At 53.6% G+C, this 24222-nt stretch carries 19 protein-coding genes; 9 read left to right on the top strand and 10 right to left on the bottom strand.

The window, feature by feature from the left end:
- Positions 1–161: 161 nt before the first annotated feature.
- Positions 162–368: a DUF6444 domain-containing protein gene (locus ACKGJP_RS04935; RefSeq protein WP_409344571.1), complete on the top strand. Its 207-nt coding sequence runs from the start codon at positions 162–164 to the stop codon at positions 366–368.
- A 472-nt stretch (positions 369–840) separates the two neighbouring features.
- Here the strand turns inward: ACKGJP_RS04935 and ACKGJP_RS04930 are convergent, their stop codons facing one another.
- The 5 genes from ACKGJP_RS04930 to ACKGJP_RS04910 form a co-directional block, all read right to left on the bottom strand.
- A complete protein-coding gene (locus ACKGJP_RS04930) occupies positions 841–1557 on the bottom strand; it encodes an ankyrin repeat domain-containing protein (RefSeq protein WP_409344570.1) in 717 nt (238 codons plus the stop codon).
- Positions 1558–1625: 68 nt separating this feature from the next.
- Positions 1626–3128, bottom strand: a complete 1503-nt coding sequence (locus tag ACKGJP_RS04925; RefSeq protein ID WP_409344569.1) for an S-layer homology domain-containing protein — start codon at positions 3126–3128, stop codon at positions 1626–1628.
- A 128-nt stretch (positions 3129–3256) separates the two neighbouring features.
- A complete protein-coding gene (locus tag ACKGJP_RS04920; protein ID WP_409344568.1) occupies positions 3257–3952 on the bottom strand; it encodes a response regulator transcription factor in 696 nt (231 codons plus the stop codon).
- Complete coding sequence (locus tag ACKGJP_RS04915; RefSeq protein ID WP_409344567.1) at positions 3930–5429, bottom strand: ATP-binding protein; 1500 nt, start codon at positions 5427–5429, stop codon at positions 3930–3932. Before ACKGJP_RS04915 ends, ACKGJP_RS04920 begins: the two co-directional genes overlap by 23 nt.
- Positions 5430–5630: 201 nt before the next feature.
- The gene (locus ACKGJP_RS04910) at positions 5631–6812 is read right to left on the bottom strand and encodes an oxalate decarboxylase family bicupin (RefSeq protein WP_409344566.1); all 1182 of its coding nucleotides are present in this window, start codon (positions 6810–6812) and stop codon (positions 5631–5633) included.
- 193 nt (positions 6813–7005) lie between these two features.
- Here ACKGJP_RS04910 and ACKGJP_RS04905 point away from each other — a divergent pair, with 193 nt between their 5' ends.
- From ACKGJP_RS04905 to ACKGJP_RS04890, 4 genes are all read left to right on the top strand, one after another.
- Positions 7006–8478 carry a hypothetical protein gene (locus ACKGJP_RS04905; RefSeq protein WP_409344565.1) on the top strand — a complete coding sequence of 491 codons (1473 nt, stop codon included), beginning with the start codon at positions 7006–7008 and terminating at the stop codon, positions 8476–8478.
- 1352 nt (positions 8479–9830) lie between these two features.
- Positions 9831–10454, top strand: coding sequence for a TetR/AcrR family transcriptional regulator (locus tag ACKGJP_RS04900; protein ID WP_409344564.1), 624 nt, complete (start codon positions 9831–9833; stop codon positions 10452–10454).
- 6 nt (positions 10455–10460) lie between these two features.
- Positions 10461–11345, top strand: coding sequence for an alpha/beta fold hydrolase (locus ACKGJP_RS04895; RefSeq protein ID WP_409344563.1), 885 nt, complete (start codon positions 10461–10463; stop codon positions 11343–11345).
- A 218-nt stretch (positions 11346–11563) separates the two neighbouring features.
- A complete protein-coding gene (locus ACKGJP_RS04890; RefSeq protein ID WP_409344562.1) occupies positions 11564–12463 on the top strand; it encodes a cation diffusion facilitator family transporter in 900 nt (299 codons plus the stop codon).
- A gap of 16 nt (positions 12464–12479) precedes the next feature.
- Here the strand turns inward: ACKGJP_RS04890 and ACKGJP_RS04885 are convergent, their stop codons facing one another.
- Positions 12480–13706, bottom strand: a complete 1227-nt coding sequence (locus tag ACKGJP_RS04885; RefSeq protein ID WP_409344561.1) for a fibronectin type III domain-containing protein — start codon at positions 13704–13706, stop codon at positions 12480–12482.
- 299 nt (positions 13707–14005) lie between these two features.
- Here ACKGJP_RS04885 and ACKGJP_RS04880 point away from each other — a divergent pair, with 299 nt between their 5' ends.
- The 4 genes from ACKGJP_RS04880 to ACKGJP_RS04865 all read left to right on the top strand — a co-directional run bounded on the left by ACKGJP_RS04880 (position 14006) and on the right by ACKGJP_RS04865 (position 19659).
- Positions 14006–14725 (top strand): polyphosphate polymerase domain-containing protein, encoded by a 720-nt coding sequence (locus ACKGJP_RS04880; RefSeq protein ID WP_409347079.1) that lies wholly within the window; start codon positions 14006–14008, stop codon positions 14723–14725.
- A 2-nt stretch (positions 14726–14727) separates the two neighbouring features.
- Positions 14728–15420, top strand: a complete 693-nt coding sequence (locus ACKGJP_RS04875; RefSeq protein WP_409344560.1) for a DUF4956 domain-containing protein — start codon at positions 14728–14730, stop codon at positions 15418–15420.
- 15 nt (positions 15421–15435) lie between these two features.
- Positions 15436–17139 (top strand): CotH kinase family protein, encoded by a 1704-nt coding sequence (locus ACKGJP_RS04870; protein ID WP_409344559.1) that lies wholly within the window; start codon positions 15436–15438, stop codon positions 17137–17139.
- Positions 17140–17334: 195 nt separating this feature from the next.
- The gene (locus tag ACKGJP_RS04865) at positions 17335–19659 is read left to right on the top strand and encodes an AraC family transcriptional regulator (protein ID WP_409344558.1); all 2325 of its coding nucleotides are present in this window, start codon (positions 17335–17337) and stop codon (positions 19657–19659) included.
- A gap of 71 nt (positions 19660–19730) precedes the next feature.
- Here the strand turns inward: ACKGJP_RS04865 and ACKGJP_RS04860 are convergent, their stop codons facing one another.
- The 4 genes from ACKGJP_RS04860 to ACKGJP_RS04845 all read right to left on the bottom strand — a co-directional run bounded on the left by ACKGJP_RS04860 (position 19731) and on the right by ACKGJP_RS04845 (position 24126).
- Entirely contained in the window at positions 19731–21266 is a 1536-nt protein-coding gene (locus ACKGJP_RS04860; protein WP_409344557.1) for an extracellular solute-binding protein, read from the bottom strand.
- 34 nt (positions 21267–21300) lie between these two features.
- The gene (locus ACKGJP_RS04855) at positions 21301–22173 is read right to left on the bottom strand and encodes a carbohydrate ABC transporter permease (protein ID WP_409344556.1); all 873 of its coding nucleotides are present in this window, start codon (positions 22171–22173) and stop codon (positions 21301–21303) included.
- A gap of 27 nt (positions 22174–22200) precedes the next feature.
- Entirely contained in the window at positions 22201–23172 is a 972-nt protein-coding gene (locus ACKGJP_RS04850) for an ABC transporter permease (RefSeq protein WP_409344555.1), read from the bottom strand.
- A 342-nt stretch (positions 23173–23514) separates the two neighbouring features.
- Complete coding sequence (locus tag ACKGJP_RS04845) at positions 23515–24126, bottom strand: TetR/AcrR family transcriptional regulator C-terminal domain-containing protein (RefSeq protein WP_409344554.1); 612 nt, start codon at positions 24124–24126, stop codon at positions 23515–23517.
- Between the last annotated feature and the right edge of the window lie 96 nt (positions 24127–24222).

Here is a 24222-nt window from a genome sequence, read left to right as displayed (position 1 = left end):
GACCGGGCTAGCGGCGTGCTCGAGAGGGCAATATCCGAAAACGTTCGTTGGTGGCCGATAGTGAACCCAGGGTACCTCCGGTTAAACCGATTGGAAGTAAGTTATAGTGAGAATAACTGAAAAAAAGGGAACCTATCGTGAAACTGAGCTAAGAGCAAATTTTGCAGATCAGCAAGGGTGATACGGAAATCGCTGCTTTTATCACGATGTTGACCCAGCGGATTGAACAACTGGAAGCCCGCGTACAGGACCTTGAACACCAACTGAACCAAAAAAATAAAAATAGCAGAAAACCTCCGTCAAGCGACGGATTAAGCAAACCGACCAACCTACGGCAATCAGGTGGTAAAAGAAAAGGGAGCTCCTAAACATCGCAACGGCACACCTTTGCTGTGTCGAGCCCCCGACGAACCCAGCTTCACTATTAGTGAACCTCACGGCAAAATAGCGACGTCTGCTTCACTATTCGCAGGTAAAGCTCACTTCCGCACCCGAATAGTGAACTTTGCTTCACTATTTGTGAGCCCAAGTTCACTATTTGCTCGGAAAACGCTCGCTGGTGGCCGATAGTGAACCCAGCTTCACTATTAGTGAACCTCACGGCAAAATAGCGACGTCTGCTTCACTATTAGCCGGTAAAGCTCACTTCCGCACCCGAATAGTGAACTTTACTTCACTATTAGTGAGCCTAAGTTCACTATTTGCTTGGAAAACGCTCGCTGGTGGCCGATAGTGAACTTTGCTTCGCACCCGCTCTAAGCTAATTCAGCGAGGGCAGATCAGCCCTCCCAGAAATGCAAATAAACCTCCAACCCGCCTGCGGGATTGGAGGTTTATTCGTTATTTCGCTCCGGCTAACGTCAACATTTTAGCCATTTCTTTATAGCCTCTTGTCTCGGCGTGCTTGAGCGGCGTTACGCCTTCACGGTCGGCGAGATTTACGTTCGCTCCGTGTTCGATCAACAGCCTCACGATGGCTTGATGATCGTTTCCGCCGTCGCCGAGAATGATCGCTTCCAGCAATGCGGTCCAGCCCAAATTATTGACATGATCCACCGCCACGTCGGAATGGGCCAATAGCTCCTTCACGACATCTACATGACCGCGGTCAGCGGCAGGAATCAGGGCCGTTCCGCCGAACCGGTTGGTGAGCCGGGTATCGGCTCCCGCGGCAAGCGAAGCTTTCACAAAGTCGAGCAACCCCTCCGCGCCTGCGTACAGAAGCGGATTATCCGAGCGTTCGTCGCGAATATTAATGTTAGCTCCCTTCTCCGCCAGCAAGGTAAAGATGGAAAGCTGCTTCGTGTGAACCGCAATCATGGCCGATGTTCTGCCGCGATCGTCCGTAGCGTCAATATCCGCGCCGTCCGCAAGCAGACTCGCAATGGCAGCCTGATCGCCTTTAGCGGCGGCTTCAAGCAGAGCCTGATTCAACTTGTCCTTTTCATTTTTCACCGATTGGGCAGCTTGCTGTTCTTCATTCGTTAACAGGGTGCCGTAATCCACCTGACACCCTGTTACTACAAGAACTACCAGCAATACGATTAGGCGCAGCATAAGAAACCAACACCTTTCCTATCCCTCGGACGCTCCGATCCGATCCGATCCAAACCGCCGGCCGGCTATTACTTCGCCGTCAAAGTGACTGCGGAGGAAGTCGCCCATGCTCCGACTGGAGTGACCGTGTAAGCCGTACCCGAAACCAGCTTTGCGTCCTTCTGAAGATCGAATACGCCTACCGCGCCTTTGCGGCTGGAGTATTTATAAGTAGCTGTCAGCTTGTCGCCGTTCGGAGCCGTTAGCTCGACGCTGCGTCCGGAGAACAACTCGTCGCCCGGATCCTGCGTCAACGAAACGTTGATCGACGTTGCGCTGACCGCTTCTGCGCCGGAAAGCTGCAGCGCTGCGAATTCTTTGGCCACGAAGGTTGGATTCGCAATGTTCGCCCAATCGGACGTTACCGTATATTTGACGCCCGGAGTCAAGACTTGCCCTTCAGGCAGCCGGAATTTCGGCTCCTGCTTGCCGTCCGTCGATTGCGTAAACGGCACGTATTTGGCGACGATCGGCTGTCCGCCCTCCGGCGTAATCGTTACCTGTCTGGCTTGCATCGAAGAAATGACTTGATACGATTTGCCGTCCGCCGTATTGTCGTCGTTCATGACGAAGGCGTTGGCGCCGCGGCCTCCGCTGTAAGCGGAAATGATGTATCCGTAGTCTACGACTCCGTTCGCTTTCAGCGCTTCGATCTCGAACGTGTCGTTCGTCACTTGTCTGGTTTCCGTCATATCAAGCTTCGTTTCGTTGCCCGTAAACGTGCCTACCTGCGCGCCTTTGTACGTAAGGTTGTACGTCGTGCCTGCTTTTTGCACCGATGTCGGAACGATGTAGGTTGCAACCGAACCGGTTTTCAGGCGCGGCATGTTGGTAAGGGTCAAGCCGTCATTGAAGGCGAAATCCGCTTTGGCTTTGTCGAACGCTTCGTTTGCCGATGTCAGCGGAGCGTCGAAGGTGACGATCAGCGTGATCGCATTCAGCGATTTTACGCTGGTGATTTTCGCGTTTTCGGAAGGAATCGCTTGATGCGCGGTTTGCAGCAGAACGGCTGTTTCGCCGCGGGTGATCGTTTTGCTCGCCGCATACGATTGGCCCATCCAGTGCTGCAAAGACTTCACGTCGCGTTTAAGCGCTTTGGATACGGTTTGGATGATTTCATCGCCCGTCACCGTTGCCGCCGGATTGAATTTTCCGTTATCGGCCGCCATAATGCCTTGTCCGACTGCATCGTTCGCATAGCTGTAGTACCAAGCATCCGCGCTCACGTCCGACAACTGGGCGGGTTTATCCGCTTTGCCTTGCAGACCGAACGTCAGAAGCACCATTTTCGCCAGCTCGGCGCGGGTGATTTGATTTTGCTCGCGCATCGAACCGTCTTCATAGCCGTGGAGTACGCCCAATTGGATAAGCGCTTTGACCGCCGCCTCGATCGACTGGTTGCCGGCTGGAGCCGTAACGGCTGCTTTCGTGTCTGCAGCGGCCTGTACATTCATTACCGCAAAAGGCAGCGATGTAGTTCCAAGTGCCGTCGCCACCAAAACGGCGGCAATTTTTTGTGTATGCTTTTTCATGTTATATGTCCTCCTCGAATGAGTTGTTTGCTGCTTACAACTTCATCATAAGGGATAGACTTAAACTGCCTAGAAACGAGATATTAACAAAATCTAAACGGCGTATTAATTCCTCGTTAATGACTGGCTTACACGGTAAAACGGTAGCCCGCTCCCCATACCGTCTCGATATACTGCGGATTGGAGGGATCCGTCTCGATCTTCTCCCTCACCCTGCGGATATGAACCGTAACCGTTGCAATATCGCCGTTCGAATCCATTCCCCATATCCGTTCGAACAGCTCCTCCTTGCTGAAAACCCGATTCGGGCGGCTCGCCATAAATTCAAGCAGATCGAACTCCCTTGTCGGAAGCACGACTTCCTTGTTCCGGACGTATACCCGGCGCGAAGCTTTATCGATGACAATGCCTCTAATATGAATTTCATCGTTCTTGCGCGCCGTCTCTTGCTTGCCGAGCAGCCGCTCGTACCGCGTCAAATGCGCTTTTGCCCGCGCGACCAGCTCGCTCGGGCTGAACGGCTTCGTGACGTAGTCGTCGGCCCCCAGCTTAAAGGCCCGAATCTTATCGATCTCCTCCTTTTTGGCGGATACGATTAAGATGGGAACCTCCTTCGCCTCCCTTAAACGGCGGCATAGCTCAAAGCCGTCTAAGCCGGGAAGCTGCAGGTCGACGATAACGAGACTATATTCCTCTTCAAGCGCCCGCTTCAGCCCTTCGTCTCCGGTGTGGATCAGCTCGACGGAAAACCCGTTCAATTCGAAATAGTCCCGCTCCAGCTGAGCGATAGTCGTTTCGTCTTCAATGATGAGTATGCGGGTCACTTTGCTCGGAACCTCCCTCTGTCGATGTTCGCTTTAAGGTGAAGAACAGGCTCGTGCCGGTTCCTTGCTCGCTCTTTGCCCATATGGAGCCGCCATGCGCTTCGATTATTTGGCGTGCGATGGCAAGTCCCAGACCGCTCCCGCCCGTCGAGGAATTCCGCGACAATTCGGCACGGTAAAAACGTTCAAAGATATGAGGGACGGCTTCCGACGGAATCCCCATGCCGTTATCTCTGATTTCAACCGTTACCCATTCGGAATCCGCTTGAAGCGAGATGGCGATATGCTTATCCGGCTTATTCGAATATTTCACGGCATTCTCGATAATATTAAGCATCGTGCGTTTTATTTTTTCCAAATCCGCAACAACCTCGGTGCTTCCCAGAGCTTCACGGTTCCAATGGATCGTCGCGCCCTTCTCCACTAGATCGTACCGGAGCTCATCGATGAAATCGTCCAGGAAGGCGACGATATCCACGTGATCCATCGTAAACGGCTCCTGCTTCAGATCCAGCTTGGAGTACAAGAACAGCTCGTCCACCAGCTTGTCCATGTCGACGGCTTTGGCATAAATAATGTTGACGTACGTTTCCATCTTCTCGGGCGTATCCGCAACCCCGTCCCGAATCCCTTCGATATAGCCTTTAATATTCGTGATCGGCGTCCGCAAATCATGCGAAATGTTCGATATCAGCTCTTTCCGGTTCTCCTCGTATTGCAGACGAAGGTTTACGGAGTCCTGCAGCCGCTGCCTCATTCTTTCGAACGCATCGTTCAGCTGCCCGATCTCATCCTTCGAATGCAGATCCAGCTTGAATTGAAGATTCCCCTCCTCAATGCGTTCTGCCGAACTCCTTAACACATTAAGCGGTTTAACGACGCTTCTCGTGATCCAACGGTACAGCAGCACGTTCGCAACGACCAGCACGCCGATCAAAATGAGCGACAGCACGGGAAGCAGCTTGCGCGTCAAGCCCGCGAACGGACTCCGCTCCCGGATGACGAATACGCTCCCCTTCGCCCCGTCCGAATATTTAAAGTCGAATTTGGCGTACGCATAGAAACGCTCTCCGATATAAAACGTGCTCCGAATCTGATTGTTGTTCAGATCGTATGGAGGCAAAGCCTCCTTCAGCTGAGGTTGAACGAATGTAATGGATTCATAGATTTGATTGCTTTCCCGGCGGACGAACAGACCGGCTTTCTCCGTTCTTAGCTTATAATCGTAATCCCGCATCAGTTGCGCGTTTTGCAGCGCGTCCGGATCGTTCTTGGCCAAATATTTCAGTTCGAGAAAAATGGATTCCTCCTGCTCGGTCAGCGGATTCAGCTGATAATGCACTTTATAGAAATCGCGAAGATTATGAATATCCCCGGTCGAAGCAACCGTAAAGAGAAGCGCGGTAAGCACGAACATCAGCAGGCTGATGACGAGCATTCCCGTATAAGACAATAGTAATTTAATGCGGATGGACATGATTTCACCTCTCGATCTCCCGACATGGTCCATTATACACAAGCGGGTGAAGCCGCAAACGTTTATGGCGCTGCCGCCCGGCAGCCGGCTCCCTATGCTTTGCCAGACATTTTATCACCCCTCCGATCTTCCAGTCCAGCGGAAAAATGGCGCAAAAAAAGCAGCCGTTCGCAAAAACGGGCTGCTCTAGGCGTACTAACGCTACTTGTTGTCCGGGTATTTGACGACCGGCCATTTCTGCTTTCGCAGGGCGCCCATCAGCTCCGGGCTTGCATGGAGGGTATCCTGAACAAGCTCCTGCGGCGTCAGGGCCATCCATTGATTGAGCGATACGTCGGCGAAGCGGTCGCTCTTGAACATTTCCAGAAACCAGAGGTTTTGATCGCCGGTGTTCTGAATGTAGTGGCCGTATGCGAACGGCACATAGCCTACGTCTCCCGCCCGGTAATCGAACGTGCGCGCCGTTCCTTGCGCTGCGAACGCGGTCATTCTGGCCGTTCCCGTCAAGTAATACTGCCATTCGTCATTGTTCGGATGCCAGTGCATCTCCCGCATGCCGCCCGGCTTCACTTCCACGAGCGCCGCCGCTATCGCGGTTGATACGGGGAAATTGCTCGAGTCGACGATGCGCACCGTTCCCCCGGGCGTCCGAATCGGTTCCTGGGCAAGCAGCCGGTGGGTGAACGTTCGCGGCACCGTACCGTACGGATCCTCTACTTTCTGGCTCTCGAGAGACCCGGGCACCTTGGATTGAAAAATATACCGCTGCTCCTTCGGCAAATGCGCAAACGCCCTTTCCGGCACGCCGAAATTAGCCGACAGCACGTCCTTCGGCGTATGCGCGAACCAGTCGGTGAACGAGAACGTATTGATGTCCGAAAAGCCCCCGTCGTCGAAGACGAGCAAAAACTCGCAGCCTTCCTCCAGTCCTTGAATCGAGTGAGGAATACCCGGCGGAAAATACCACAAATCGCCTACGCCCACATCCGCGATAAAGTTACGCCCGTCCTGGTCGACCGCGGTAATGCGCGCCCGTCCCAAAATCATGTACGACCATTCCGCTTGCTTATGCCAGTGCAGCTCGCGAACCCCGCCCGCCGTGAGGCGCATGTTGACGCCCGCCAGGGTGGTCGCGATCGGCAGTTCCCGCACCGTCACCTCCCGCGACCAGCCCCCGTGATTAAGCTGCATGTGCGTATCCGAGAAAGAGAACTTCAAATTCGGCATCATGCCGGCATCGGTTGCGGGCGGTACCAGCATGTCGGGATTTTCCATATCCCGCATCACGTCTCTAGGTCCGAAATCGGTGGCTCCGGCACCGTCCTCGCGTATAGGCTGCGGTATTTGTATTTTTCCATTCCGGGGCAAGGGCCTCTTCTCCATAGTGACATGCTCCTTTCGCTTGTTTAGGACGCACAAAGGGAACCGAACGGGTCATTTAAGTAATGTATGAGAGGGGGGTTTGGCCGTATGCTGCAGACGACCGGGCTGCCCTAGGCATATTTGCAACATTTTTGAAATACCGAATGTCTAATAGAATAGCTTCCCTGCGGAGGATCGAATGGAGGATGAGTAAATGGTATTCAAATGGAAAAAGGGACTTTCCCTGCTGTTAGCCATCGGCTTCATGCTGAGCATGCTCGGAGCGACCGCATCCGCGGAAACGCCCGGTAAACAAGTAAGCGTTACGATTCCCGGCTTCCCGGTAACGATAGACGGACAGAAGATCGACAGCCGCGAATTAAAATACCCGCTGCTCGTCTACAAAGACATTACGTACTTCCCGATGACGTGGAATGTCGGGCAAGGCATGGGCTTGTCCATCGACTGGTCGGAGAAAGCCGGACTGAACATTAGTCCCGGATTCGGCCAAAAAGCAAAGCTCGAAATGGAAAAAGGCGGCGACAACAGCCTAAACCGAAGGTATTCGGCTACGGTCGCGTCTTTCCCGGTTCAGGTCGGTTCCGAATATGTCGACAATGCCTCCGAGACGTATCCGCTGCTGCTGTTTCGGGATATTACCTATTTTCCGATGACTTGGCATTTTGCGGTCGAGTCGTTCAATTGGCAAACCGCATGGGACGATCAAGCCGGTTTCTCGATCCAAACGTGGCAGATTCCGTACTTAAGCGGCATCCTGTACGACGATGAAACGTCGCTCTATGTAACCACCGGCTATAACGGCCTGAACGGCCTCTTCCGGATCTCCAAAAATTTGGACGGGACGCCGGAATACCTCGGCAAGGCCGAAACGGCGGCCATCTGGAAGAAACGCGAAGCGGCCGGGACAGCTTCTGCACTGAAGCCCGATGAGGCACGCAAGACGGAGCAAAAAAACGGAGCGCTCACCTTCGAAGGGCTGGAGCTGCTCCCGCTCAAACCGATCATTGACGAAAATAACGCCTATTATGACGCCAATCCGGAATACAGCCGGCACGATATCGCTATTCAATCGTCGGTATACCCCCCTGGGGATAAGGATACCCTCGTCTCCGTCCGAATCTATACGCTCATGCATATTCCGGGCCCGTACACACCGCACAGCGACCTGCTGTTCCGCGTGCGCGACGGCAAAGCGGAGCAAGTGAACGGCTTCGATCAGCGCATTCAGAACGTATCCCGAACGGAAAAGGGCTTCTGGCTATGGAGTTATTCGCCTCAGGAAATCAGGGCAAGCAATGCCGGCTCGTTCGGCAAGATCGTCTGGCTGGGCCATGACGGCACAGTCCGTCTGTGGAACGACGTGCTTGGCGTGCAATATTTGGCCAGCCTCGATGTGAACGGCGGCGACGTCATCGCCCAAGCGTACAATTTGATCGGCGAGGACCGGGAATCCAAGCCCCACGGCTATTACCGCCTGCATCAGAACGGCACCTACGAGAAGATCAAGGACACCGTCGCCGGCTTTTACCCGAACAACGCTTACGCGACGGGCGATCACCGCTTGTTCGTGCAGGCGAACAATACGGTAACCGAGCTCTTTACCGGCAAAAGCCGTTTCTGGTGGGACTATGAGCTCCGGGAAGCGGCCGGCGGAGTGGCGCAGTAACCGTAGGAGACAGGGAGCGGCGGAAGGAGTCCGGCGGCTGGCGGCGCGCAAGGGCAGGACGGAGGCTGGCGGCCTCGCAAAGTCGCGTGCGTACATGCACAGGGCGACGGTGGTACGTGCCGGCGTCTGGCGGCGCTCGGGGACGTCGCGCGCATACATGCGCAGGGTGACGGCGATACGTGTCGGCGGCTGGCGGCGCTCGGGGAAGTCGCGCGCGTACATGCGCAGGGCGACGGCGGTACGTGCCGGCGGCTGACGGCGCTCGGCGAAGTCGCGCGCATACTTGCGCAGGGCGACGGCGGTACGTGCCGGCGGCTGGCGGCGCTCGGCGAAGTCGCGCGCATACTTGCGCAGGGCGACGGCGGTACGTGCCGGCGGCTGGCGGCGCTCGGCGAAGTCGCACGCATACTTGCGCAGGGCGACGTCGCGTGAACGCGAGGGCGATACCGGGGAGGTGCCTAGCGAATACACGCTGGCCCGAGCTGGCCGGACGGCAAAGCGCGCTCCCCGGAAACGCGACCGAGCGAGTGGCCCGGAAAGAGCATCCGGTGGATTGACTGGCGTGAACACGAGGGCGATTCGGAGGGGGTTGGCTAGCAGCTGCCTAAACGATTGCCGTTGCCATAGAAGCTAACTGTAAAACATGCAGTTAATACCGCTCAAAAGCCAATGACTTTAAACTAACTGGAATTCCTCCCGTTGAATATGACGGAAATGGCCTAATCACCGAATATGGGAAGAAATAGATGGAGGTTTTCCATTTATTCCTCTAATATTCCTCTTTTAACATCAAAATAACTGGAGGTTTTCCAGTTAGCACAAATGTCAGAGTTCGAGTTAGAGTTAGAGTCAGAGTCAGAGTCAGAGTCAGAGTCAGAGTTAGAGCTGCCCAGCAGATCACCCTGCTGTAAAAAGCATTGCGGCAGCCGGAAGCGCATCCTGCTTCCCTTCAGCAGTTAGTGCAGTCCCCCCCGAAAGAGAGGCCTAGCAGGCCTCTCTTTTGTCATACGCTTTGGCGTCCCACGGAGGAGCACTACGCTTTGGCACCCTACGGCTCACCGATGAACGCTCTGGCGCCGAGCGCGGCTATCCGCTTCAAATCCTTTGGTCTGACGATCGAGCAGCTTGCGAAATGCTCCTGAATTTCCTTTCATCCTTGTCTCTCCCGCTTCAAATAAGCATGCTCCTTCCAAGCTTCGATTGCCTTCAAGTAAGTTCGTTCGTTGGGGACGATGCTTATTCGTGCTGCCGAAAAGCCACATTCGCACAATTCCAGGATTGACCAAATCACCCCGCCACGCTATATTATGAATGAACGTTCATTCATAATGACTTCATAACGGAGGCTCCTTATGTCCACACAAAGCGAACGATTGGAAAGCAAGTTTATGGAAGGCTTTGAAGAAGCCGTTCCGGATAAGAAAACACGCCAAATTCTGCTCCATGCGGTGGAGGTGTTTGCCAAGAAAGGACTTGCCGGGACCAAGATCAAGGATATTGCGGAGAAAGCGGGCTTCAGCCAAGGCTTCGTATACAACTATTTTTCGTCCAAGGACGATATTTTCACCAAAATCGTCGATTTGGCGGCAGATGGCGCCGGTCGGTCCGTCCAATACGCAGCGGAGCTGGAAGGATCGCCCTACGATAAAATCCATTGGCTGACGGAAGCGTTCTTATCGCCGGACAGCATCGCCATGCAGCACTGGAGGCTCATCGTGGTGCAAGCCTCCACTTCGGACGCGATTCCCGAGGAAGCGAAGCGGCTTATCGAACAAAAGATGAAAAAGCCGTTCGAGCATCTGATTCCCATCCTGATCGCGGGGCAGGAAGCGGGGCAAATCGTCAAGGAAGACCCTCTTGTGCTGGCCATCGCTTATTTTTCCATTATCCAAGGCTTGGGGATTACCAGAATGCAGCACGGAAGAGACATTCCTTTTCCGACCACGGAGCTAGTGCTTCGTTTCTTGAGGAGGTAGCCGGCCATGCAGCGGTTCAAAAAAGCGGAAGGCAAAGCATTGATTTACGATTCCTACGACGTCTTGCTGGCGCAATGGGGAGTAGACAAAAAAGAGCTTGATTTCGAAACCCCTTACGGCATGACGCATGCCATTGTTTGCGGGAACCCGGACAATCCTCCGCTGCTGCTGTTCCACGGCGTCGGCGATAATGCCGCACTCATGTGGATCTACAATATGCGCGAGCTGGCCCGTTATTTCTATGTCATTGCCGTAGATACGATCGGGGGTCCCGGTAAAAGCGAGCCGAACGAGGCTTATTTCAAGCATTTCAAGCAGTCTCTTTGGATCGATTCGATTTGGGATTATTTCGGTCTGGACAAGGCTCATATAGCGGGAGTGTCCAACGGCGCTTATTTGGCCGGCTGCTATACGGCTAAACATCCGGACAAGGTGCGGGGCGTCGTCTGCATGGCCGGCGGGATCAAGATCAGTCCGGTACGGATGCTGCTCGCTTTTTTGCCGGAAGCGCTCTTTCCTACCGAAGCCAATACGAGAAGACTGCTGCGCAAGCTGACGGCGCCTGGCTCCGATGCGTTCGAAAGCAACCCCGAGCTCCTGCTTCACTGGAGCTATTTGCTGAAATATTTTAACAACCGCTCCATGATGGTTCATAAATACGTCCCGTTCACGGAAGCGGACTTAGCCGTTTTACGGGAAAAAGCGCTGTTCCTGATCGGCGAGTTCGACCGGCTGTCCAACTATCCCAAAGCGATCCAGGCGCTGCAGGTACACGGACTGACCTACCGGATCGTCAAAAGCGCCGGCCATGGCATCAATCACGAGCAGCCGGAGAAGGTGCACGAGGAAATGATTCGCTTTTTGCTGGAAGAGAAGGCTTACATTCCTTAGCCGGTAAGCGCTAAAAAGACGTACGGATAGAACGATATGCCGCGGCTCAACCGCCCGTCTTCCGCAGCCGCAAGCTGCCGGGCCATACTTGGACTCGTACAACATTCTTTGGCCGTTCAAAGTTTACAGCGCGGCGACAACACTGTTTCTCTAGACCCACACGACTTTCTTCGGGTACCATAAGTTTTGACATTGCGAAGTGAGTGGGGATTGCTGAAATGGAGAACACATACGAGGACATCAAACAGGGAGAAAAGGGCGCCTGGCTCAGCATCATCGTCTACATTTGCCTGTCTGCCCTGAAGCTGGCGATCGGCTATGCGGCCCATTCCGAGGCTCTGCTGGCCGACGGCTTGAATAATTCGACCGACATCATCGCTTCGATCGCGGTGCTGGCCGGTCTCAAAATATCGCGCAAGCCGCCCGACAAGGATCACCGCTACGGTCATTACCGGGCGGAAACCGTGGCGGCGCTGATCGCGTCCTTCATCATGATTGCCGTCGGCATTCAGGTGCTGTATCAAGCGGTCGTTAAGTTCACCTCGTGGACCTTCGAAACGCCCGGCATGCTCGCGGCGTGGGCCGCGCTTTTTTGCGCGCTCGTTATGTTCCTTGTTTATAGGTTCAACATCAGATTGGCAAAAAAGATTAACAGCAGCGCATTGACGGCCGCGGCGCAGGACAACCGCGCCGACGCCCTGGTCAGCATCGGCGCGTTCATCGGCATCGTCGGCGCCCAGTTCGGACTGCCGTGGCTTGATCCTTTGACGGCGCTGCTCGTCGGGGCGATCATCTGCAAAACGGCGTGGAGCATTTTCCGCGACGCCTCGCATGCGCTAACCGACGGCTTCGACGACGGGGAGCTGCAAACGATCAAGCAGACGATCCGGGAAACGCCGGGCGTCGAGAAGCTGATCGACGTCAAAGCGCGTATCCACGGAAACAACACGCTCGTCGACGCCACCATCGGCGTAAACTTCAATCTCAACGTAAGCGAGAGCCACGACATTACGGAGCATATCGAGAAACGAATACTGGAGTCGCATAACATCTCGCATGTTCACATCCATATCGAACCGATCACACCGGCCAAGTTTAAGAGACCCAAGCATACGTAAGACAGGCACAAAGCGCTTACTTCTGCAGCGTAAAGGCGTCAAGCATGTTCCCGTCTACGTCATACGCCTGATAGGTAAGCGCATTGCCGTTCACCCGGATTCCGGCGAACATCTGCTTGCCGTTCTGAAAATGGACCCGGTGATAAAACTGATCGGCCTTCTTCTTATTGAATTTGGGGCCGGACGTATTGGTGACGACATACACGGTGCCCTCCCCTTCTCGGACGATTTGGCCGTCCTTAAGCGGGTACGACCGCGAATATTCGTGGTTATGTCCCTGCAGCGCCAGATCGACGCCAAACTCGTCGAATACCGGCACCCAGCGCTGGAGCACCGATTCGTCCTGGTTGCCCCCATAAGGCCCGCGGTGCAGCAAGGCGATCTTCCACATCTTCTGTGACCCGGCAAGATCGCTGCGGAGCCATTCCGTCTGTTCCTTCCCATTGGATTCCGTATTCAGGACGACAAAATGAGCCAAGCCGTAATCGAACGAATAGCTTGTTCCATTGATCGAGCCTTTGGCTCCGTTATCGGGCAGGCTGAAATGCGAGACAAACCGGTCGGCCTTTTTGTCCGCCTCGTCATGGTTACCCGTCACCGGCATAAGCGGAAACCGCGACAGCCAGCGCCCGGCCTTGCCGAAGAATGCGTCCCAAGCCGACTCGTCCTCCGGGTTCTCCGTCAAGTCCCCGTTATGCGCGATAAAACCAGCCTCCGGAAAAACCGCAAAAGCTTTATCCAGCGTCTTCCCCCACAAAGCAAAATCATTCTCCGTCACGCCTTGCGAATCCGTCACATTCAGGAAGGTGAAATCCGTCAAGGCCTCCGGCTCCGTCATGAAAATAGCCGGTTCGCTCCAGCCGCCCGCTTCCCCGCTCCCTACCCGGTAAGTATAAACGGCTCCGGGCTCAAGGTCGGTGACGATCGCTTTATGCACGCCTTGCCGCCGGCCCTTGGCGACTTCGATGGAAGTCGTCTCCCCTTTTATCGTCATCGTCATTTTTTCCTCGAAGGTGATATTCTCCGCTCCCTTGACCACTTGAACGACCGCCGCCGCTTCCGGATTTCCGGTATGCCACGTAAACGCCCTGCTTGTCCGGGGATCTCCCTTGAAGGTCGTCACCAGAGCTTTCGGCTTTGCCGGCGAAGCGGCTCTGGACTTCAGCAGCTCTACGCCCGCGAACGCCGCAATCGACAATACGAGCAGCCCGCCTACTATCCACATTCCTTTTTGTCCGCCCACACCGCTCCTCCTTTACCGTACGCAACCTCTTTCATCCGAGATTACCGGGAACCGCCTTTCAAGTCAAAAAAATCCGTCTTGGCCGCATCTCACGACAGCCGGGAGCGTTTATCTTCCATTTTACCGGATACGATCAACTTTCAGTTTCCGTTCAGCCTCCGCTCAGGGTACGTTCATTCACCTATTGTAAAGTAATTGTAAAGCAAGCCGCTCTTCCGGCATGCCTGAAATAACAAGCGAACGCGAGCATCGTCCCTGCGAGCGGATAGAACATGGAGAAAGAGGTGTGCCCCTTGATCATGAACGCAAATCCCAAAGTGAAATATCGTCACGAATTGAAATATTACATGAACCATCATCAATATCAAATCATCCGCCAGCAGCTGAAACACCTGCTTAAGAGGGACAGAAATGCGGATGCCGCCGGCGACTATCATATTCGAAGCCTATACTTCGACGATATCGACAACAAAGCGCTGCATGAGAAGCTCGGCGGCGTCCGCGACCGTGAAAAATACCGGATGCGCATTTACAACTTTTCGGACAAAGTCATTCATCTGGAGAAAAAAATCAAAAAGAACGATTACATCGCCAAGGTGAAGGAACGTCTGACGAGGGAAATGGCCGACGCCATACTGGCGGGCGACTACGAGGTGCTGAACGTACCCGAAAAGCCCCTGCTGTACGAGGTGTACCGCGAAATGAAAAGCAGGCTGCTCCGGCCTAAGGTCATCGTCGATTACATTCGCGAAGCCTATATCTCGTATGCGGGCAATGTCCGCATTACCTTCGATAAGCAGCTCAGGACGGGCCTGAACAGCGTCGATATTTTCAACCCGGAGCTTAGCACGATTCACGCCTACGACAACAATTTCATCGTGTTCGAGGTGAAGTACGACGAGTTTCTTCCCGAATATATCCGCACCGCCATACAGGCCGAAGGCTTGATCAGGCAATCGAACTCGAAATACGTCATTTGCAGAAAATTCCTTAAATCCAACTCCTGGGAGGATCAATAACGATGGATCAAAACACGACCAACTTCACCGACGTCATCAAAAAGTCGGTGCTCTCCAATTTCAGCTCGGATATCAGCATCGTCAAAATTTTGCTTACGATGTCCATCGCCTTTCTGATCGGCTTGTTTATCTACATGCTGTACAAGCGGGTATTCAGCGGCGTGCTGTACTCGAAGAGCTTTAACGTATCTCTGATCGGCATGACGCTCATTACCGCGCTCGTCATTATCGCGATCAATTCCAATCTCGTCCTGTCGCTCGGCATGGTCGGCGCGCTCAGCATCGTCCGTTTCCGTACGCCGATCAAAGATCCGACCGATCTGATCTTCCTGTTCTGGGCAGCCGTTGCGGGAATCGTCACAGGCGCCGGCTTCTATACGCTCGCGGTGATCGGCTCGGTGATCGTCGGTCTGGTGCTGTTCGTTTTTATCAAGAAAGCCTCCTTCGAAACGCCTTACCTGCTCGTCGTCAACTGCGATTCCGATCAAAGCGAGCAAGCGATCGTCCAGAAGCTCGATTCGCTGGTCAAACGCTATAACGTCAAGCAAAAAACGATTACGTCCGACAACATTGAAATGACGGTGGAATTGCGCCTCGGCCAGAACGAGCCCCGCTTCGTCAATCAGCTTACCGAGCTTGACGGCGTAAGGAACGCCGTGCTGATCAGCTACAGCGGCGATTACGTATCCCAGTAACAGGTGGTGGCGATCATGAAAAAGAAATCGAGACTGCCCGTTATCGCGCTTGCCTGTGCAGCCGTGCTGATCATCGGACTTGCTCTTGCGCTTATGCCGGATAACGGCGGCAGCCCGGACGGGAAAGCGGACACGTCGGCGACAGCGAACGCCAGCAAGATCCAAGAGAACGTGTTTCCGAAGGACAAAGTGATCGACGTCAAAATAACGATCGACGAAAACGATTTTCAGAGTATGCTGGACAATGCGGCGGCGGAAGAGCTGAAGACGGCTTCCGTCGACTATAACGGCATCCATTACGACAATATCGGCATTCGCACCAAAGGGAATCTGTCCTTGCGAAGCGTCGTGAACTCGGAGTCGGACCGGTACAGCTTCAAGCTTTCGTTTGACGAATATTTATCGAATCAAACGCTCTACGGCATCGGCAAAATCAACCTGAACAACAATTACAGCGACGCCACCTACATGCGGGAGTTTATGACTTACGAGCTAGCCGAACAGATGGGTCTTCCTGTGCCAGGGTATTCTTTTGTGAACGTGTATGTGAACGATAAGCTTTGGGGGTTCTATTTGGCCGTCGAGCAGATCGGTGACGCTTATCTCGAGCGGAATTTCGGCGATTCCTCCGGCGCCCTGTACAAAGCCGAAATGAACGGGAACGGCGGGGATCTGAAATGGCAGGACAGCTCGCTTTCGTCCTATCCGGCGCTGGTACAAAAGTCGGCGTCCTCGGGCGGCGACGCCTTGATCCGGATGCTCGACGAGCTGAACAACGGAACGGATTACGAAAACGTGCTGGACGTCGAGGAGGCGCTCAAATATATCGCCCTCAATACGGTCACCTCGAATATGGACAGCTACCTTGGCTCCAACAAGCAAAATTATTATTTGTATGAAAATAAAGGCGTATTCTCGGTGCTTCCGTGGGACTACAACATGGCGTTCGGCGGCTTCGGCGGCTCGCAAATTTACATCGACGAGCCGACCCAGGGCGCGGTAACCGAGCGGCCTCTGATCGCAAAGCTGCTTGCCGTAGACAAGTACAAGGAGAAATATCACGACATCATCCGCAGCGCGTTGCAGGGTTACTTGGCTCCCGATGCTTTTACGGCGCGCGCCCAGGAAATAGCGGACATGATCTCCGCCTCCGTCAAGCAGGACCCGCGGCCTTTCTACACGTACGATCAATTCCGGAGCGGCATACAAACGCTGACGGCTTTCAACGCGACCTACAGCGGCACGGTTACCCAGCAGCTTGACGGCAAAGCCGCTTCCACCAACAACGGTAGCGGAAGCGGAGGCGGCATGGGTGGCGGTATGGGCGGCGGCAGAGGCGGCAGAGGCGCGGCGGGAGCGCAAGGCGGTCAGCAAGCTCTTCAGCCGCAGGCGGGAGCGCAAGGCGGTCAGCAAGCTCTTCAGCCGCAGGCGGGGGCGCAAGGCGGCCAGCAAGCTCTGCAGCCGCAGGCGGGAGCGCAAGGCGGCCAGCAGGGCATGGGCCCAGGCCCAGGCGGCTTCGGCGGCGGTCAAGGCGGCATGGGCCCTCCGGGCGGCATGGGCGGAGGGATGGGAGGGCCCGGCGGCTTCGGCGGACAGGCCGCGCCCGGCGCCGCAACACCGCAGGGCAGCGCAGCCGAAGCGCTCGCGACGCTTATCGCGCTTGCGGTACTTGCGTTAGCTTGTCTATTCGTCGCTACATTCAAGAAGAAGCGAATATAATTGCAAAGGGGGGTGTTCCGGGATAACGGAACACCCCCTTTGCATTCCTAACCCGTTTATCCATGCCGCTCTTCCTGCTACGGCTGTTTTGCATTTGTGACAATTTTTTGAGGATCGCAATGATCGACAGGATTTTCGACCATACTTATAGAATATTATTGGTTCGTCTTTAAAATAAGGAAGTGATCTTAATTAGTGAATATCCGACGGCTTGACATAAAAAAGGGGTCTTTTTACCGCAAAAGCTTAATCCTCGTTCTGCTCATAACCTGTTTGCCCGTTACGTTCATCGGTATCAGCCTGTACTATGCGGGCGGCGGCCGGATCGTGAACGAGCTGAACAAATCGCATCAGGTCCAGCTCAATCAGTCGATTCAGCGGATGAACGACTATTTCTCGCAATTGGAGCTGTATTCCACGCAGCTGGCGTTTAACCCCGGCTTCGACGAGTCTATCAAAACGCTCGATTTCGTCGGCCAATTCGAGAAGACGAAAGAACTGCTCAAGTCGCTGAGCTTGATGCGGGATACGAATCCGTTCATCAGCAGCGTGTTTCTGTACCTGAAGGACCAAAACAGCCTCATCGGAGATGCGGCCGGCGTCAGACGGATCACGGATGCGGAAGACCAGAAGCTGTTTCTTTCTCTGCTTGCTCCTATGGAAGGGATCTATTGGAAAAACGGCCTTAAGCGTATCGACCGGCCCGATTCCCCCGAAAAAGCGATCGTCATCAAGCTGCCGGGCGGCGGCTATCAAGAAAATTCGTACGGCGCTTTCATCATCTACATCAATCAGCAAAGGCTGAACGAACTCGTAGAAAAGCTGACCTCCCAAGACGGAGCCGCATTCTTAATCGACCGCAGCGGCGAGTATATCACCTCTCCTCGTCCGGCCGACAACGGAGCAGCCAGCAGCTTCGAGGAAGCGCTGAAAACCCGTATTCTGAAAGAAGGACACGACTCGAATACGTTCGTCATGGAGTGGGGCGGAGAGAGCTACTCCGTATCTTACGGTAAAATGGCGTTTCTCGTCTCCACGTTCACGTACATTTCGGCCACGCCGCTATCGAATATTACGGCGCCTTTCAACTCGATGTCCACATCCATCATCGTCATCAGCTGCATCGGGCTGCTGGCGGCCTTATTGCTCGCCTGGTTCGCATCCCGCCGTATATACGACCCGATCGGGAGGCTCATGCGGTTGATCGAAGGCGACAAAAGACCGGAAGGCAAAGATGAATTCGCCTATCTCGAAAGCCAGTGGAAGCATAACCTTTTGCAGAACGAAACGTTGTCCACCAGGCTGAAGGAAGTGCTGCCCCGCCTTAGGGAAGGCTTCCTGAACCAGTTCTTGCAGGGACATCACTACTATTATTCCGAATCCGAAATTATCGAGAAGATGAACCAGCTCGACTGGGACATTCTCGACAAAAGGTTTGCCTTCATTATGGTGCAGTTGCAGGGCATGTTCAGCTCCGAAGGGAAGTTCTCCGAGAAGGACGAACAGCTCGTCTCCTTCGCCGCTTCTAAAATCGTACAGGAGCTGGCTTCCTCCCGTTTTCCGCAAAACCATGTCATCGACTTCCACGATCTGTCCGCTTCGATGCTGATCGTGCTTGACGGGGATGAAACGGAAGAGCAATCGTCGAGCCAGCTGCACGCGCTCTCCGAGCAAATGATACAGGCGATCAACGAGGTGCTGAGCGTCAAAGCGACGATCGTCATCAGTCCGATCACCGATTCGATTGTTCAGACGCCGGACATGCTCGAGCAGTCCCGCAAAGCGTTATTGTTCCGCGACATCGAGCGTACCAATGAAGTGCTCAGCATGAGCGATTTCAAGACGGAGGAGAGCAACGCCGCGCAATATCCGTTCGAGCTGGAACGCGAGATTACCGGAGCCGTCCGGATGGGGCAGGAAGAAGAGGCCATTCGGCTGATCGGGGAGTTCCTGCGCCAGCTGCAGCAGAACACCAGGCAAGAACTGATCGTCCATCAAAGCATGCTGCTGCTCCTCGGCAGCATCCTTAACGCGATTATGCGCAACGATACGAACCCGTATACGCTGTACGAGGGCACCCATCTGTACGAAGAGCTGATGCAAATCCGCGAACCGCAAAAAATGCTCGCCTGGTTCCGGACGACGGTAGTCGGGCCTTATATTCAAACGCTGTCGCTCGCTTACGATCCGGCGTTGAAGCGGCTGATCGATAATCTGCTGCTGCGGCTGCAGGAGGAGTTCCTCTCCGACATCTCGCTGGAATCGTATGCGGACGAGCTGCACATGACCCCCTATAAGCTCAGCAAAACGTTCAAACAGCTGACGGGCACCAACTTTATCGATTACGTAACGAGGCTGCGTCTGAACCGGTGCAAGGAGCTGTTGCTGACGACCGACCTGAAGATCAACGACATCGCGGAGCTGCTTCGCTATCAGCCTTCCTATTTGATCCGCATTTTCAAAAAGAACGAGGGTATGACGCCGGGGCAGTACCGGGACAAATATGCGCAGCAGGGGTAGCGTTACATGGCGCCGCACAAAAAAACGGTCAAATCGCATCGAGCGATTTGACCGTTTTTCGTAATTCAAGCTTATTTTTTCTGAGCTGCTTGGTACGCTTCGTTCATTTCTTTGGTGATGAGCTGCATGTTCGGATCTGCTTTCAGATCGGCGATGAATTTGTCGTACTCTGCAATTGTTGCTTTGCCGAGAATGACTTTTACGCGCATGTCATCCGTCTTTTTCTTAATTTCGCTGTAGTACTTGTTGTACGCATCGGAGACAAGACCGTCGTCCGGCTTCGCCACTTTTACTTTGGTGCGCTCGTCGACAATTTTCTTCTGACGCGTCAGGAACTCATCCGTCATGCCTTGAGCATAAACAGCCGAGTAAGGGTTGATTTCTTGGAAAAGCGAATCCATCAGGTTCGTCGTAACTTTGTCTTTCTTCGCTTGCTCCGTCGGAACGATTTTGCCGTTCTCCTCTTTGTAGTGGACGTCCGGAATCCCGTAACGTGCCAGCTTGTTGCCCTCTTTGCCGTAGCCGTAGTCCATGAACGCCAAAATTTTCTTGACTTTGTCTTCCGACACTTTCTTAGGAATCAGGTAGTGACCGTAGAACGGCGAACCGGATGGCGTATATTTATTGCCGCTCGGGCCGGACAATGCCGTTACCGGAACAAGCTCAGCCTTCGGATCGACTTTCTGTATCGGTGCCAGACGGCTCCAAGCGTTGTTCATCGCATAACCGCCGCCGCCGGCTTTGCCGCTTTGGAATACGTCGTTGATTTGCGAGAAGTTCAGGATTGCGAAGTCAGCCGGGAACAGGCCGTCGTCATACGCTTTTTTGATCCACAGCATCGCATCCTTGGAAGCATCTTCGGTCAGGATCGAATTCAGCTTGCCGTCGCGCAGCTTCCAGGCGCCTTGCGTATCGTTGAATACGTTATACATGAAGCCGATGTAAGCCGGGCTTGCCGCATAAGGAACCGTATCCGCTTTGCCGTTGCCGTCCGGATCTTTTTCCTTAAACGCTTTCAGCACGTTGTAGAATTCGTCGACGGTTTCCGGCATTTTGAGGCCGAGCTTGTCCAGCCAATCTTGACGCAGGATCGGGAATACGCCGCCGCCGTAGCTTGGGTAGTACCGCGGAATCGTATAGTTTTTGCCGTCGATTTTGGATTTATCGAACGTTTCTTTCAATTCAGGCGCGCTCAGGTTCGGGTAATCCTTCAGGAACGGCGTCAGATCCCAGAAAGCGCCTTGCTTGATCATATTGCGGATTTGGGGACCTACCGGCGCAGCCGTAATGTCCTCTACGAAAGTCAGGTCGGGCAAGTTGCCCGATGCCAGCAATACGTTGATCTTGTCTTCGAACGTCGTTGCGGAAATCCAGTTGATTTTCAGCTTCGTATTCGTTTTCTTCTCGAATTCCTGCCACAAGCTGTTCGTGTTGTCGATGAACTCGTCCGCATAGCTGATAACCGAGATGTTGATATCCGTTGGAGCTGCGTTTTTGCCGCCGTCGCCGCCGGAAGATGCGTTATCCTTCGAGCCGCATGCCGTTAGCACGAGGGACGAGGACAGGACGAGAGCCGAAGAGAGACTTACCATTTTCTTTACTTTCATGACCAAACCTCCCATTTGATTGTTTATATTGTGATCATTCCTTGACAGAACCAACCATTGCGCCTTTGGCAAAATGTTTCTGCAGGAACGGGTACACCAGCATGATCGGAACGGTCGCGATAACAACCGCAGCCATTTTGAGTGTTTCCGTAGGCATTTGCTTGTTAGAACGGAAATCGATATTGCCTGTCGCCGAAGCGGGATCGACTAGCATGTTTTGCAGCACGACCTGAAGCGGCCATTTGGTGAAATCGTTAATGTACATGAGCGCGTTGAAATACGTGTTCCAGTAGCCGACTGCATAGAACAATCCGAAGGCGACCAGGGAAGGCAGCGACAACGGCAGGATGATCCGGAACCATATCCCGATTTCGTTGGCGCCGTCGATTCGTGCGGCTTCCTCCAGGCTGTCCGGGATACTGTCGAAAAACCCTTTCATCAAGAGCACGTACCAACCGCTGGTCATAACCGGAAGAATGAGCGACCAGATGCTGTCGATCAAGCCCAGCTCCCGTACAACCAAATAAGAAGGAATGAGGCCCGGCTGGAACAAAATCGAGAACATAAGCAGGAACATGATGAATCTGCGGAAACGAAGCCGCCTGCGGGATACGGCATAGGCCAGACCCGACGTCACGATCAGGCTGATCGCCGTACCGACGGTAGCCAGAAACGTGCTCACGCCGATTGCGCTCGGAAACGTTTTGGTCGAAAGCAGCGTTTTGTAAGCTTCGAGCGACCACATTTTCGGGAATAAAATCAGTTTGTCTTGATAGTATTGAACCGGATCGGTAAACGACAGCACCACCGTATAGTAGATCGGAAAAAACGTTACGATGGATACGATGACGAGAAATGTCACGTTTAACGTATCGAATATTCGTCCGGATAAGCTTTTGCTTCTCATGCTGCTGACCTCCTATTTGCCCGATTTCTAATAAACGCCCTCTTCGCCAAAACGCTTCGCGGCTCTATTGGCAATCGTGACAAGCGTTATGCCGATAATCGATTTGAACAAGCCGATCGCCGTACTATAGCTGAACTGGCCTTGCTGAATACCCGAACGGTACACGTACGTATCGAATACGTCGGCAACCTCGGTTACGGTCGCATTGTTGTTCATCATCAAGTAAATTTGTTCGAAGCCCGTATCCATGATGGAGCCGAGGCGCAAAATAAACAGAATGATGATGACATTGCGGATAGCCGGTAAAGTAATGTGCCATACTTGACGCATGCGGCTTGCGCCGTCCATGACCGCCGCTTCATACAGCTGCGGGTTGACACCGGCGATGGCGGCGAGGAAGATGATCGTTCCCCAGCCTGCTTCCTTCCAGATGGACTGAATCGTGACAAGGCCCCAGAAATAATTAGGTTCCGTCAAGAAGCCTATCTTCTCCATGCCGAGCGCTTCTAATATTTTATTGATGAGGCCCTCCGACTCTGAAATCATCAGGAACGTCAGACCGGCGATGATAACCCAAGACAAGAAATGCGGGATATAGATGACCGTCTGCACGAGACGTTTGAACACCATGCTGCGCAGCTCGTTGAGCAGTAGCGATACGACGATCGGGAACGGAAAGAAGAAGACGATGTTCAGCAAACTGATAGCCAGCGTATTGCGGAGCAGCATCACGAAATCTTTATTGGAGAAAAACCGCTGAAAGTGCTCCAGACCAACCCAATCGCTGTTCGTAATGCCAAGATAAGGCGAGTAATCCTGGAAAGCGATGACCAAGCCGCCGACCGGGATATATTTGAAGACCAGAAAATAGAGAAGGCCGGGAAGCGCAAGCAAATATAAGTATTTATCGCGTTTCAAATCAAACCAAAGCCGTTTCGACGCACTCGGCGTTTGTACCGCTTTCGGATTTGTTCCAACCTCCGAAACATGTGAACTCATCGGGACCCCTTCTTTCTTAGATGGTATGTTTCCTAATTGACAGAAGCGCTTCCATTCGGTCCGATTCGTCCGCACCTCGTTTTCATATGTTTTACTTTACAAACGTGCGTCATTTCGCACAATGATAAGTTTTTGCCTGATCCTTTTTTGACCGGACAACCCTGTATTTGTTGAGATAGGGTGCCAAAAGTCCCTTGGTATCGGGCTTTCCCCCGGTTCGATCGGACGATAGCACTTTTTTGCCCCGCCATGAAAAAGGCCCCCGCCTAGGCCGAAATCGGCCTTACGGAAGCCAGGAAACTGCATCGTGCAAAAAGATGCTATCGGTACATACAGCCGATATTATTCCTTCTTGCGCTTCACAATCGTTTGATTCGGCTTGCGGTTCAGAATAAGCAGCAGCTGCTCCGTCATGTATCCGGGCGAATAGTTGAACCCTTCTCCCACCCAGTACACGATCATGCCGAGCAGCGCATAAATCTGATACGTAAGCTGAAGATCCGAATTTAGGTTCGGAGGCGTATCGGCAGAAACAACCGTCAACTCCTCCTGCGAAACGGTTTTCAGCTCTTGAAACATTTTCTCCTGAAACCCGGCTATGCCCTTGGCCTTCAGCATCGTCGTATAAAAATCCGCGTTCTCATAAATGTGATCGAACAGTTTGACCGCATTTCCGGACAATTCGTCCAGATGGAACTCTTCCAAACGCTTATACGGCTCCCGAAAAGAATCGCGAAGACCGGACAGCACGTCGTCGATCACATCGTCGAGCAGCCCGTCCTTATTCACGTAATGCGCATAGAAAGTGCCGCGATTAAAGTCCGCGCGGTCCACGATTTCGGTGATCTTAATGTCCTGAAAATCTTTCTCCGCCAGCAAGGCCAATAATGCCGCTTTAAAAGCGTGCTTGCTTCTAGCGACTCTCCGGTCGACGCGCTGCTCGTTCTTCGACATGACTTATCACCTTTGTGTTATTTTGTGGACTTCCCGAACAGATCGCCCCGATTTGTACGTTTACCGACAGTGCGCTGTTTTTTGATGATTGTTCGC

Origin of the sequence: Paenibacillus litoralis, assembly GCF_046244365.1 — a bacterium.
Classification (GTDB): domain Bacteria; phylum Bacillota; class Bacilli; order Paenibacillales; family NBRC-103111; genus Paenibacillus_V.
Note: the sequence above shows the minus strand (reverse complement) of the source record. Positions and strands in the feature narration are given on the sequence as shown.